The organism is Paenibacillus sp. BC26 (assembly GCF_900116125.1).
In the GTDB taxonomy this organism is placed as follows: Bacteria; Bacillota; Bacilli; order Paenibacillales; family Paenibacillaceae; genus Paenibacillus_Z; species Paenibacillus_Z lignilyticus.
Genome location: NZ_FPAD01000001.1, coordinates 2,107,549 through 2,121,153 on the forward strand (window position 1 = coordinate 2,107,549; position 13,605 = coordinate 2,121,153).

Sequence of the window (13,605 nt, forward strand, 5' to 3'; positions counted from 1 at the left end):
CTATTAGGGGGAATTTAGTTGCGTTTTGAACCGATCGATGTCATCCAACATAGAACGTTCATAATTGCGTTTCGCAGAGATTCCTTTATTGTCAGTTTCGGTTCCGATCAGGACTTCGGGAATGAAGAGGAATATATCGAATGGGTAAGCGAAAAATCAAAGCAATTTCCAGGCGGACTAGTAGTAGCAATGGAAAACGAAATACCGATCGGCCAGCTTGAGCTTACAATCAAAGAAGTCAATGATCGCAAAATCGGTTATGTCCATCTTTATTACTTGGTTCCTGAAAAACGCGGGATCGGATTAGGTAAGGAACTCCACGAATACGCGCTTCGGTTCTTTGAAAACAATGGCATTAAGGAATATCAGCTTCTGGTTTCCTCTACTAATCGATCCGCATTACGTTTCTATCATAACAATGGCATGCAGGAAATGGGTTTGGAACAAGACGGGAAAGTAATCCGAATGAAAGGGACAGTAAGGGGAATCCCGTGAAATACTTTGATTCAAGTACGAACAAAGATTAATTGCTGTAGAAGCAGCCCCGGACACAAAGATGCCTAATCCTAAAAGACATGAACTCCCACGCATGCTCGTACACTGTAATAGTGAGCTTGTTCGATGACATTCGCTGCGGAGGGATAACGATGAAAATAACGTCCGGCGGCTTCGAAGCCGTTTATCACGGCCGCGTACTCGCCTACGGTATGAATCCGATTGAAATCGTGTTGTCGGAAGAGAACGATCCGCTGACGTTCGTATTCTGTATTGAACAGGAATCGGAACGAGACGACTTCATGACGGATATCCGGCTGGTTCGATACAATGAAGTCCGCATCGCTTGCGTCAATTTTCCGCGGGGCAAGCCGACCGGCAATCAAGATATGATCCAACTCGGCGTCTTAAACAACCGCAAACTCTCGCTAAGTTACGAAGTGACCATCAATTACGATGCGACGTCCTGGACACTGGCCTTCACATTCTTCTCGGGCGAGGGGGTCGTGCCTGCATGAACAAAATCGAAATACAGGATCCGCGCGTAGCCGGCAAGATCATTGCGGCAAACGCCGAGAATGATAAACGCAAAGCAGAGCTTGGTTTCCTCGGCAAATTCTTCGGCTCGGGCGAGAACGTCCGTCTGTATATCGTTGGCACGATTACGCTTGGCGTTCTTCTCATCGCGCTGGTTTATACGTTGATCCCCGATCAATATCGGTCACCTGATTTTGGTTTGAAGGAAATGTGGACGCTCGTGGTGCTTCCGGTAGAATCGACGATCATCGGTTATTTGATCGGTTCGAAATCTAAGGACAGCGGAGGCTAGCATCGTTCCCATTGCTTGTCTATTCCTCAATAACATAGAAGATTATGCTGCCTGAGTAACATATCCGCTCCTCTCACAATATGATGAGTCTAGAAATCTAAAGAGGTGAGCCAATGGCAGTCGTAAAGGCCAGAAAACAGGATATTGATATGCTGGCAAGGTTGCTTCGAGCTGAAGCTGAGACCGAAGGCGAGATGGGCATGCTCCTTGTTGGAAATGTTGGCATTAACCGAATAAGAGCGAATTGCTCCGATTTTAAAGACCTCCGGACGATACCGCAAATGATCAACCAGCCGCATGCGTTCGAAGCGCTGCAGCATGGCTTGTATTATCAAGGTGCAAGAGAGAGGGAACGCCGCCTGGCGCAACGGGCAGTGAACGGGGAGCGGAACTGGCCGGGTAAATTCTCACTCTGGTATTTCCGTCCGGGATCGTTCGACAATCCGGGCCCATGCCCGCCAACTTGGTATAATCAGCCGTTCGCAGGTCGATGGAAGAAGCATTGCTTTTATGAACCGACAGGGCAAGAATGTGAGAACATATACAATACTTTTTAAATGTCAGGGAAGAAAAGTCCGGGAACGGGCTTTTCTTTTTTTTGCGAAATGAAGACATTTTGTAGACATATGGAAGAGAATTTGGACACATTTCACTTCTATAGTGTGAAAGTAACCTATCCAGCACACATTCATTTAGAAACGAGGAAGAGCGTATGAAGAAGCTTGTTTGGATCATGGTAAGTACGGCGGCAGTACTTTCAGCTTGCAGTAATAACCAGGCCATTAGTGAGACACCGAAGACTAGCGGTACAACCAATGAATCCGCTTCGCCCCCAACCATGAATGCATCACAAGAACAGCAGCCATCACAGAATGAAAACGATTCAAGCCCTGTCCATCTGTCGTTCGCGACTTATTATTTAAGCGATCAAATGAAAGCTGCAGTCAAAAAATACGAAATGCTGCATCCAAATGTGGATATAGACCTGCTAGCGACACCATCTTCCGGTAAAGATTTGGATGAAGTTTTAGGCTATTTCACGACGTTTGGCACAGTAGGCATTAATGCGAATACTGTACATCAGCAGGCAGCTTGGGATTTTCTACAGTTTCTGATGGAAGACCAAGAACAGTCGGCTTCCGTTTCGAATACCAAGCATGGCTTTCCGATTAACCAGAATGCCTATGATTTGATGGCGCAAAAAATTGCAAACGCCGGCAAGCTCAGGACAGAATTTGATACCGAGGTGACGATGAAGAAAGGCATGCCGGATCAGTTAAAAAGCTCGCTCATGCATGCGAATCACTGGAATTTCACACCATCTGATTTGGATCTGCAAGAAATGATTTATCAGGAATCGGAGTCTTTCTTTAGCGGTCAGAAGTCGGCAGAGGATGTAGCGAGGCTCTTGCAAAATAAAGTGAATTTGATGCTCAACGAGTAGCTGCCAATCCCGGCTGCGACTTGGCCCAATCTTGATCATGTTGAGAATTAAACCGATGGGAGTTGCGAATTATAAAGCAGGAGAGGGACGGCTTCGAGCGATATACAAAGTTCGTTCTGATAACTTCCATTACCATTCGAAAAGAGGGTTACAGGTATGACACAACGGGTGAATTATATGCAGCAATCGCCGGAGTTTTTCAAAAGGCTTATAGCGCTTAGCGGCGCAGAGAAGGATAGTGCGATTGAGAAAAGCATCCTCGATCTGATTCACCTCCGAGCTTCGCAAATGAACGGGTGCGGATTCTGCGTGGACATGCACTCCAAGGAAGCCAAGATACATGGCGAAAGAGAGCTTCGTCTCTATCACCTTCCCATTTGGCGGGAATCGACGCTGTTTAGTCCGCGAGAGCGCGCAGCGCTGGAATGGACCGAGATTCTGACGAAGCTGCCTGAACATGGCGTGAGTGACGAGGTATATAACCAGGTTCGTGAACATTTATCGGACAAAGAACTATCGGATCTGACCTTCTCGATCATGGCCATTAATGCTTGGAATCGCATAAGCATCGGCTTCAAGAGTGTACCGGGTTCAGCCGACGAAGCATACGGACTGACGAAAGCAGGATTAAGCTAACCAAAGAATGCGAAGCTATGTACCAAACAAAGAACCCTATATAGGGTTCTTTCAGTGTGTCTAGAAAATTTCGGTGATATTACGCGTCGATCTTAGTCTCATTCGAACTCTAACGGTTATGGCAGCCGTTATTTGGCCTAAATAGCCCCTTTGTATAAGCTAACGGTTGCCAGCGAGCTTATTTAATCGGTTTCCACTGGAAATGGACCAATTAGCTGCAAATAACGTCTGTCACAACCGTTAGCCTTGTAAAAGCGCTTATTATTACAAATTAGCCTCGCTGGCAACCGTTAAAGTTTTTACGCTTCATTCTCCTGCTTGAAGCATGTCACACATTGCCGTCTACAATCGTCTTATTTATAGAAACATGGAGGGGACAACAAGGAATGATTTCAAAGCCGACATTGCGGACTTGTTTCCTTGCGGTTCATTCCACGCGCCATATTGTGAAGTTTTTCACGTACGTGGAGACTAAAGGAGGAGAATTGACATGGTGGAAACAGCCATTCCTACACCAAACGAATCCGATTTGAATGCCGAGCAGGCTGACGTATTAGATCAATTGTTGAAGCCGGAAGTAGAAGAGGCTTTGGAGATTCTGGTTCAAAACTTGCCAAAGCTCGTCGAGATGACGACGCTGCTTACGAAAACATATGATTTGGCAACGAAAGTAGCGGGAGACCGTGTGTTGATTCAGGACACGGTAGGCGCAGTCAAGGAAGTAGTGAAGCCTATTGAACAAAAAGCGAAGCATTACGCGTCGGCAGCCATCGAAGCCGGAAATCGCATGGAGCAAGACACGTCCAAGATCGGCTTGTTCGGTATGCTGAGAATGTTCAAAGACCCTGAGCTTCAACGGGTGCTGCGCTTCAGTAAAGCATACTTGGATGTACTCGGCGAAAGAAGAAAATAATAAATAGGGAGATGGGGACATGAGCAAGCAGATCGTAATTTTGGGTGCAGGTTACGGCGGACTTCTCAGCGCGCTTTCCGCTCGCGAGCAATTCACGGCGGAGGAAGCAGCGATTACTGTCATTAATCGGTATGAAACGCATCAAATTATTACGGAACTTCATCGTCTGGCGGCAGGCAACATCGCGGAGAAAGCCGTCGCTTTGCCGCTCGCAAAGTTATTCAAAGGCAAAAATATCGACCTTAAGATCGGCACCGTGTCCAAGATTGATCCGGATGGCCGCCAAGTTATTCTGAACAATGGCACTTCAATCGCTTACGACGCGCTTGTGCTTGCGCTCGGCAGCGAAACGAACTACTTCGGTATTCGAGGATTGCAGGAGAATAGCTTGACGCTGAAATCGGTCGACGACGCGAAGCGGATTTTCGCTCATGTTCATGGACGAATCGCTGCGTATGCGAAGTCGAAAAACAAAGCGGATGCGACTTTCGTCATCGGCGGCGGCGGCCTGACAGGCGTCGAACTCGTTGGCGAGTTGGCAGACGAACTGCCGGGCATCTGCCGCACGCATGGCGTCGACTTTACTGAAGTGTCCATGTTCCTGGTCGAAGCGAGATCAACCGTTCTCTCCACCTTCTCTTCGGACCTGATCGAGCGTGCGGTAACGAGCCTTGAAGCTCGCCGCGTTCAATTTCTGACGGGACTTACGATTACGGAAGTGAATGGATCGACGGTCAGCCTGAGCGACGGCAGGGCTATTGAAACGGGCACCTTCATATGGACAGGCGGCGTGCAAGGCAATTCGCTCGTAGCGAACTGCGGAATTGAAGTCAATCGCGGCCGTGCGACGGTCAACGAATTCTTGCAATCTGTCTCGCATTCGGATGTATTCCTTGCCGGAGACTGCGCCGTCGTCTTCGGGCCGGACGGCCAACCGTATCCGCCGACCGCCCAGTTGGCCTGGCAAATGGGCGAGCATGTCGGTGAGAACCTGCATGCATATTTTAATGGCACCAAAATGGCTGCGTTCGAGCCGGTCAATTCCGGTTCGCTCGCCAGCTTAGGGCGCAAGGACGGCATTGGAATAATTGGCGAAAGCGGCATCGAATTAAAAGGATTGCCGGCAACCTTGATGAAAAAAGCGAGCGATGTTCGCTACTTGACGCATATCAAAGGATTATCCTTACTGGCTTACTAAGCTCGGTTATCGGTTGTTGGACTCGTCACATCTTCTAATCAAAAAACTTCCGTAAAGAGAGGCACAGCAGCTATGTCACAACGTGTGAATTTCGCTCAGCAATCACCCAACCTCTTCAAAAAGTTCTTGGCTTTCACCCATGCCTTGGGGGAAAGCACGATGGATGCGAAATTAATCGATCTCGTTTCGATCAGGACTTCGCAATTAAACGGATGTGAGTTTTGCCTGGGATTGCACATCACACAAGCAAAGAAGCATGGTGAGAGCGAGCTTCGCATGAATCAAGTTGCAACATGGCGGGAATCGGCTTTATTTACTCCACGGGAATGTGCTGCTCTGACATGGACCGAAATTCTGACTCATTTACCTGAAGATGGCGTTCCTATCGAAGTATATGATGATGTTCGAGAGTAATTTTCCGAACAAGAAATCTCGGACCTCAGTTTCTTGATCGTGTCAGTCAACGGATGGGACCGGATTAACGTAGCCTTTAAGACTGAAACGGGACGCCTGACTCGGGTTTCAGAGTAACAATAAACTTTCCACCTATCCAAGTAAAATAACTTGTCTTATTATGGTGTTACAGCCAACCGGTTACATCCCCGGAGTAGGCGAGACGGAAGTGATCTGCTTGATAGACATAACGCTCGCCGCTGCTCGTACACTGTAATAATGTGAGTTAAAATTTGGACTTGGACGGTGAGTAAGTGTGAAGCAAAACATGCGGATTGCCTTAGGACAAATGCAAGAGCTGACTCCTGAAACAATGACTTTTGCCAAGCAATTAGGTGTAACGAGTATGCAGCTTAACACCCCGAATCTACCCGGAGAATCCTGTTGGGCGTACGAGGATTTATATGCTTTAAAGAAAACTTGCGAAGACAACGGATTGTTCTTGGAATCCATTGAAAATGTTCCCATTCGTTTCTACGACAAAATTATGCTCGGTTTGCCCGGCAGGGACGAGCAGATCGAGAACTATTGCACGATAATCCGTCATATGGGGAGTGTTGGGATTCCAATCCTCGGCCATCACTTCATGCCTAATTTCGTTTGGCGGACTTCTTCTGAGCCGGGCCGGGGCGGAGCCATGTGTACAGCTTTCGATCTTGCCGTTGCGGCCAATGGCATCAACCAGGTTAAGTATGCTGCAAATCGAGAAGTGCGAATACCTGACGAAGCAGTCATGTGGGAGAACTACGCTTATTTCCTAAAAGCCGTGATTCCTGTCGCTGAACAATCAGGTGTGCGGCTTGCGCTGCATCCGGACGACCCGCCGGTTGCCATGCTTGACGGAACGGCCAGAATTTTTTATAAAGTGGAGAACTTCAAGAAAGCGGAGGCGTTGGCGAATAGCGATGCATGGGGATTGAATTTGTGCCTGGGCTGCTGTTCGGAGATGGTCTACGGAGCTGCGAATGTCATGGAAATGATTCAGCATTTCGGCCCGAGCAATAAAATTTGTTATGTGCATTTTCGCGACGTGCAGGGCACTATGCCGAAGTTCCAAGAGTGCTTCCTGGGAGAAGGAAACTATCATCCGGCAGAAGTGTTGCGGGAGCTCAAACGATCCGGGTTCACCGGTTTCTTAATGGACGATCACGTACCCCATGTCATTAATGATTCTGCATGGGGACATCGCGCACGCGCGCATGCCGTGGGCTATATGCAAGGTTTGTTGAATGCGTTGGAGCTTCTGGAATAGAGGGAAGCAACAGATGAAAGATTGAGAAATCACCTCTCCCAATAATAGTGTGGTAAACTAGTCGAAGCACGGGACCATTGCTTGGGGAAAAATAGAATAGGAACTATGAGAAACCAGCCTAACAAAAGCTGCCGCGGAATCCCGGGCAGCTTTTATTTTATCTACAGACGCATGACCGGCATCCTAACTTCGAAGTGAGTACCCGGATTTATAACTAAATTTACATTTTACACAAAACCACCGAAATCTTGATAGTGTTCGGTGGTTTTTACATTTTCTTGGACATTTATAGCGCTAGATTTACAATTCCTTAGGCTCGGTTTAACGCAGTAAAAACATCTGCTCATTAATCTATATACATGGGAACGTTCCCATGTGGGAACGGTCTCACAGCAGTGAAAGGGAGTGCAGCGTGGACAATCCGACCATCAAAGAAATCGCCCGGCGTGCCGGAGTGTCTAAATCCACCGTGTCGAGGATTATTTCCGGGAATGGATATTCCAGCCAGGAAGCGCGCGACAAGGTGCATGGGCTCATTGAGGAATTGCAATATAAACCCAATGCAGTCGCAAGGGCTATGGTGTCGCAAAGGACGCATAACATTGGGCTGCTCTTGTACAGACGAGATCATCCAATTGCATCACATCCGTTCTATGGGAAAATCGTCGACGCCGTCATGTTGGAATCGGCGAAGTTGAACTACTCGATTTTCGTTACAACGGATCATGATATGTCGTATCGTTCGGCCGACTTCATGATCGAGAAACGGGTGGATGGGCTCATTCTGATCAGCAGACTGCAGCAAAATGTCATTGATCATATCACGAACTTCGGTATCCCATTCGTCATGGTGAATGGGTCGACGGACGTCGATGGCGTTATCCATATCGTGAACCATGACGAAGAAGGCGGCAGGATGGTTGCCGAGCATTTGACGCAAACCGGACATAAACGAATATTCGTCATCGCTGGCCCGCAAAGTCATCGAAGTCATCATTTGCGCTTAAAGGGATTTATGACTTATATCACGCAGACGGGTATTCAAGAATCCGATGCGGCGATTCATTCCGCATCCACTTCGACCTTTGAAGAAGGGTACGAGATCATGGGCTGTCAATGGAAGCCATTTATAGAAGACGGGTACACGGCGCTCTTCGCCACAAACGATATGCTCGCAATGGGCGCGATGAAATTTCTAATGGAGAAGTCGGTTCGTATTCCCGAGCAAGTCTCCGTGATTGGATTCGATGACGTGGATTTCGCGACAATGTTCGCGCCGTCCTTGACGACAGTCAAAGTAGATACAGGGGAGATGGGCACACAGGCCGTCCGGCTCTTGGACCAATTGATTCGGCAGGAACCAAACATTGCACAACCCAAGCAGTTGATTCCCCGGTTGATCATCAGACAGTCAACCAAATAACAAACCCTATTATTCTGACGAAAGAGGCGATAGCTCTTCATGCGCTGGTATTTCAAGCTACTTGGAACAAGAAAAATCATAGAATTTATCGTGCTTGTCATCTTCGTTATTTTCTTTATGGGACCGCTGCTAAACTTAGCTATTCTGGCATTCACCGGAAAATGGAATTACCCGGATGTCATGCCGCATCAATGGTCCATGAAATGGTGGACCTTCGTCTTCAAACAGGAGGACATCCCGCAATCCATCGGCTTATCCTTCATGATTGCTTCTATTGTAACGGGGCTATCCATCGTGTTATGCATCCCGGCAGCGTATGCGTTCGCTCGTATTCGGTTCCCGTTCAGTCGTTTCTTCCTATTCTCGTTTCTGCTGACGCATGCTTTTCCGAAGATGGGGCTGTATGTCTCGATCGCGGTGCTTTTCTACAAGCTCGGCTTGATGAATACGCTCCTTGGAGTCGTGTTGATCCATATGATCAATGTGCTCATGTTCATGACTTGGATCCCGACCGCCGCCTTCCGGAATGTGCATCAAGCGCAGGAAGAATCGGCGAGAGACGTGGGAGCCGGCCCGATCCGTGTATTTCTCAAAATCACGTTGCCAATGGCATTGCCCGGCATCATAGTTGCCTCTATCTTCACATTCCTTAACTCTCTTGATGAAGCGCAGGGGACGTTCCTCGTTGGTATCCCGAATTACAAAACGATGCCGATTGTCATGTATTCCATTATTAGCGATTATCCTGCCTACGCTGGCGCGGTGTTCTCCATCATTCTGACTGCACCGACAATCATTCTGTTGCTCGCCGCCAAACGATTCGTAAGCGCAGATGTTATGTCCAGCGGGTTTACATTGAAATAACGAAGCAGGTATCGCAAGAACAAGGAGGCTGTTGTGAGTATGGTTCAGAGCACTCAAGACGTTCATGAAATTCAGAGCATTCCAACTATTCGCGACAAACAAGAGGTTCAGCCCGTACGAGACAGTCGAGTAATACAACTCTCCGTTCATCAACTGTCTAAACGTTACCGCACAGGCGAAGGCGTCACCTCGATATCGCTTGATGTGCATAAGGGCGAGCTCGTTACGCTTCTTGGCCCTTCCGGCTGCGGCAAAACTACGGTGCTGCGCAGCATCGGCGGGTTTCTCGAACCGGATTCCGGCGATATTCGGATTGAAGGCGTGAGCGTGCTCAAGTCCCCGCCGGAGAAACGTCCAACCTCGATGGTGTTTCAGAGCTACAATCTATGGCCGCATATGACAGTGTTCGATAATCTGGCATTCGGTCTTAAAATACGGAAAATGAAGAAGGCCGACATCCGCAAGGCAGTCAATGACGTTCTGAAGCTCGTTCGCTTACCGGACGCCGAGAACAAATATCCAGGCCAGCTGTCAGGCGGGCAACAGCAGCGTATCGCGCTAGCGAGATCCTTGCTCTTGAAGCCGGCAGTTCTTCTGCTCGATGAGCCGTTCTCTGCGCTGGACGCGAAGCTTCGGCATGAAATGAGGGAGGAACTGCGTGAGATTCAAGCGGAGACCGGCCTCACAATGGTATTCGTCACGCATGACCAGGAAGAAGCGTTGTCGATTTCCGACCGCATCGTCGTCATGAATCATGGCAAAATCGAGCAGATCGCTTCCCCGCAAGAGATTTACGATGAGCCAAGCACGCTGTATGTCGCCCAATTTATAGGCAAAATGAACTTTTTGAAAGGGGTGGTTTCGGAAGGCCAAGTCATGGTAGGGAAGTTGAGGTTTCCAAATTCCAAATCGTTGTCAGGCGGGGGATGGCTGGCAATCCGGCCAGAAGATGTCATCATGTCGAGACAAGAAAAAGAGAGCTTACCCGGTATCGTCAAGCAGATTATGGTTCTGGGCCACTATGCCGAAGTATCGATCCACTTACCGGAGCATGGCGTCATTCGGGCGTTTCAGCCAAGGGATGCCGTCAAGGAGCTAACTTCCGGAGACCAGATTTATGTGAGCTTCAAGAAAGTCATTACGTATCCGGAAGTCTAAGCATTCGAAACCCAAGCGAGATCCTAAAAAACTCAATGCCAGGGAGGCAATTAAGCATGTTCAACAAAAAATCAACTCTTACTTTACTGACATTAACGACCGTTACCGCAAGTCTTCTCGCCGGATGCGGAAACACGAATAATTCGGACAATGCCAACGCAGGAGCAGCAAACACCTCCAGTGCGACAAATGCCGGCGGCAATGAGGCTGCAACGAATACTTCGGCCGAACCCGTCGAGTTCAGCTTCTATTTCACGGGCTCGGAGAACGTCAAGAATTTATGGGACACGCTTGTACCTATGTTTGAGAAGGACCATCCGAACATTAAGGTTAAAGAAGTATATATTCCGTCCGGTACCGGTGCGCAGCCGACCTACGACCGCATTCTCGCGGCAAAACAAGCAGGCAAAGGATCCGGAGACATTGATCTGTACGAGGATGGGTTGAGCAATGTAACGCAAGGACAGAAGGATGAGTTGTGGGAAACGCTGGATCCGGACAAAATCAGCAACCTCGCTTCCGTTGACGCCAATACAATGACGGACGTATCCAACTTGGCTGTTCCGTATCGTTCGTCCGCCGTCGTGCTCGCATACAACAGCGAGAAGGTACAGACGCCTCCGAAAACACTCGACGAGTTGTTCGCATGGATCAAGGCGAATCCGGAACGCTTCGCTTACAACGACCCGTCCACAGGCGGCGCGGGCAGTTCGTTTGTAACAACGACGCTGTATGACAAGCTCCCTGAAGACGCCATTCACAATTCAGACCCGAGCATTGAACAGCAGTGGGGCAATGGTTTCGATACATTGAAAGATCTGGGCAAATACGTGTATGGTAAAGGTATCTATCCCAAGAAAAACCAAGGCACGCTGGATCTGCTAATCAGCGGCGAAGTGGACATGATCCCGGCATGGTCGGACATGGCGCTTGAGCAAATCGGTAACGGCCAGCTGCCGGATACGACAAAAATTACGCAAATTACCCCAGGCTTCAATGGCGGTCCGACGTACCTGATGGTGCCGAAGCTGTCCGAGAAGAAGGATGCGGTCAATGAGTTTCTGAACTTCGTACTGTCGCCGGAAGCGCAATCCGTCGTCGTGACCAAGATGCACGGTTTCCCGGGCATCCAGCTGTCGAACATGCCGCAGGACATCCAGGATTCCTTCAAAGGCGTAGCTGAAGGCTTTCGGACCTTCAACATCGGCGATTTGGGCAGTGAGATCAATAAACGTTGGCAAAGCGACGTAGCGGCGCAATGATGAAGAAACAAGTGAAAATGGGGATACTGGGATTGCTTCTGGTCATCCCCTCTTTTCTGTTGCTGTTCGTGACGGTCGTCATCCCAATCGCGGTTTCGTTCAAGGAGAGCCTGACCAATAAGGAGGGCGGCATCGACTTGTCGAATTATAAGTACCTATTTACCGACAAGCTGATGCGGTCCAATATTATTTTTTCGCTGGAAGTGACGGTTATATCGGTCGTAATCGTCCTTATCGTTAGTTATGCGCTAGCTGCTTACATGCGTTTCAATAAAGGCAAATTAGTCGGGTGGATTCGGAATATGTACATGATTCCGATGTTTATTCCTACGGTCATCGCGACGTACGGTTTGATACAGTTGCTGGGAAACCATGGCTGGGTATCGCGATGGGTAATGTTGCTTGGCGGCAGCGGAATTCCACGTTTTATTTTCGATATGAAAGGCATCATTATTGCTAATCTATGGTTTAACATTCCTTTCACTACCATGCTGCTTGGTTCAGCCTTGGCAGGTATTCCGGATTCGGTGATGGAAAGCGCGAAGGACGTAGGCGCAGGGAGATTCCGACTATTTAGCCGCTTTATCATACCGCTCACATACAAAACGCTGCTTGTGGCGGTAACCTTCGTCTTCATGGGCGTAATCGGCTCGTTCACTGCGCCGTTCCTTCTTGGTCCAAATGCACCGCAAATGCTCGGCGTCTCTATGGAGCAAATTTTCGGCGTATTTCAGGAGAAGGAGAAGGCTTCTGCACTCGCGTTCTTCACCTTTCTGCTTTGCTCGTTCATGGGTTACTTCTACATTCGCAGTATGATAAAGGAAGAGGGGGCGCGTTCGTAATGGTACGAAACTTTCCGCTGATTACGGCTCACGCCGGATGCATGAACGCGGAAGCACATACGCTTCGTTCGGTTCAAATCGGACTCGAGCTTGGTGCGGACGTGGTGGAAGAGGATATTCGGGTGACCAGGGACGGGATTCCCGTTCTGGCACATGACGACGAATGGTTTAACTCTGATGGGCTGAAGGTGAGTATTGCCGGAATGGCATACGCGGAATTAAACGGTCTCCTTAAGCTGGAAGACATGTTGCAGCTCGTTCAAGCATCCGGCAAAATCGTGAATCTGGATTTGAAGGTTGATGCGGCGATTGCACCGGCTGCGGCATTGGTCCGCAAATTCGGCATGTCGCAGCAGGCTTTCTTCTCAGGTTGCGAGCTGCAAAGGGCGCTGCTGGCCGAGCGACTGCAGCCGGGCATGCACAAGCTCCTTAACGCCAACATCGAGCTGTTCAAGACCTTGCCTTACCGGGAAGCGATGGTTCAAACTTGTGCGGATGCCCGCGAAGCATCCTGCTTTGGAGTGAATATTTATCACGGTCTTCTGCGGCAAGAGTTTGTGGAATATGCCGATGGATTGGGACTGCCCGTATATGTTTGGACTGTTGAGGATGAAACGTTAATGCGCAAATACGCGGAATGGGGTGTTCATTCTATCACAACACGCAATGTTGAGGCATTGGTACACGTGAGGCAAGTAGTTGTCGGTTAACGAGAATGAAGTCCGCGTAACTCCCTTGACGGGTAGTTTTCTAGAACCGATGAAGGGATTTTATTCCAACTGTCGAATATTCCGAAAGTATCCGTTGAACCAAGTGGAAGTCTTGAAAGTTGCAAC

The 13,605-nt window shown here is 48.8% G+C and carries 16 protein-coding genes; all 16 read left to right on the forward strand.

The features are described from left to right. The first annotated feature begins 18 nt into the window (after positions 1-18). The 16 genes from BM412_RS09070 to BM412_RS09145 all read left to right on the forward strand — a co-directional run bounded on the left by BM412_RS09070 (position 19) and on the right by BM412_RS09145 (position 13,479). Complete coding sequence (locus BM412_RS09070; protein ID WP_091216563.1) at positions 19-495, forward strand: GNAT family N-acetyltransferase; 477 nt, start codon at positions 19-21, stop codon at positions 493-495. A gap of 152 nt (positions 496-647) precedes the next feature. Next, entirely contained in the window at positions 648-1,013 is a 366-nt protein-coding gene (locus tag BM412_RS09075) for a DUF6864 domain-containing function (RefSeq protein WP_091216565.1), read from the forward strand. Next, positions 1,010-1,324, forward strand: coding sequence for a hypothetical protein (locus tag BM412_RS09080; protein WP_091216568.1), 315 nt, complete (start codon positions 1,010-1,012; stop codon positions 1,322-1,324). Before BM412_RS09075 ends, BM412_RS09080 begins: the two co-directional genes overlap by 4 nt. A 113-nt stretch (positions 1,325-1,437) precedes the next feature. Beyond that, complete coding sequence (locus BM412_RS09085; RefSeq protein WP_091216570.1) at positions 1,438-1,881, forward strand: cell wall hydrolase; 444 nt, start codon at positions 1,438-1,440, stop codon at positions 1,879-1,881. Between the two features lie 155 nt (positions 1,882-2,036). Next, positions 2,037-2,768, forward strand: a complete 732-nt coding sequence (locus BM412_RS09090) for a type 2 periplasmic-binding domain-containing protein (RefSeq protein WP_091216573.1) — start codon at positions 2,037-2,039, stop codon at positions 2,766-2,768. A gap of 156 nt (positions 2,769-2,924) precedes the next feature. Then, entirely contained in the window at positions 2,925-3,404 is a 480-nt protein-coding gene (locus BM412_RS09095; protein ID WP_091216577.1) for a carboxymuconolactone decarboxylase family protein, read from the forward strand. A gap of 490 nt (positions 3,405-3,894) precedes the next feature. Beyond that, positions 3,895-4,317 carry a helical membrane plugin domain-containing protein gene (locus BM412_RS09100; RefSeq protein ID WP_091216579.1) on the forward strand — a complete coding sequence of 141 codons (423 nt, stop codon included), beginning with the start codon at positions 3,895-3,897 and terminating at the stop codon, positions 4,315-4,317. Positions 4,318-4,336: 19 nt separating this feature from the next. Then, entirely contained in the window at positions 4,337-5,515 is a 1,179-nt protein-coding gene (locus BM412_RS09105; RefSeq protein ID WP_091216583.1) for an NAD(P)/FAD-dependent oxidoreductase, read from the forward strand. 72 nt (positions 5,516-5,587) lie between these two features. Further along, positions 5,588-5,929 (forward strand): carboxymuconolactone decarboxylase family protein, encoded by a 342-nt coding sequence (locus tag BM412_RS09110; protein WP_256256203.1) that lies wholly within the window; start codon positions 5,588-5,590, stop codon positions 5,927-5,929. Between the two features lie 352 nt (positions 5,930-6,281). Next, complete coding sequence (locus BM412_RS09115; protein ID WP_256256360.1) at positions 6,282-7,220, forward strand: mannonate dehydratase; 939 nt, start codon at positions 6,282-6,284, stop codon at positions 7,218-7,220. A 373-nt stretch (positions 7,221-7,593) separates the two neighbouring features. Continuing rightward, positions 7,594-8,643 carry a LacI family DNA-binding transcriptional regulator gene (locus tag BM412_RS09120; RefSeq protein WP_371264745.1) on the forward strand — a complete coding sequence of 350 codons (1,050 nt, stop codon included), beginning with the start codon at positions 7,594-7,596 and terminating at the stop codon, positions 8,641-8,643. Between the two features lie 39 nt (positions 8,644-8,682). Continuing rightward, positions 8,683-9,507 carry an ABC transporter permease gene (locus tag BM412_RS09125; RefSeq protein WP_091216588.1) on the forward strand — a complete coding sequence of 275 codons (825 nt, stop codon included), beginning with the start codon at positions 8,683-8,685 and terminating at the stop codon, positions 9,505-9,507. 132 nt (positions 9,508-9,639) lie between these two features. Beyond that, entirely contained in the window at positions 9,640-10,665 is a 1,026-nt protein-coding gene (locus BM412_RS09130) for an ABC transporter ATP-binding protein (RefSeq protein WP_256256361.1), read from the forward strand. A gap of 56 nt (positions 10,666-10,721) precedes the next feature. Further along, positions 10,722-11,927 (forward strand): extracellular solute-binding protein, encoded by a 1,206-nt coding sequence (locus tag BM412_RS09135; protein WP_091216593.1) that lies wholly within the window; start codon positions 10,722-10,724, stop codon positions 11,925-11,927. Beyond that, positions 11,927-12,769, forward strand: coding sequence for an ABC transporter permease (locus BM412_RS09140; protein WP_091216596.1), 843 nt, complete (start codon positions 11,927-11,929; stop codon positions 12,767-12,769). Before BM412_RS09135 ends, BM412_RS09140 begins: the two co-directional genes overlap by 1 nt. Further along, positions 12,769-13,479: a glycerophosphodiester phosphodiesterase gene (locus BM412_RS09145; protein WP_091216599.1), complete on the forward strand. Its 711-nt coding sequence runs from the start codon at positions 12,769-12,771 to the stop codon at positions 13,477-13,479. Before BM412_RS09140 ends, BM412_RS09145 begins: the two co-directional genes overlap by 1 nt. The last annotated feature ends 126 nt before the right edge of the window (positions 13,480-13,605 follow it).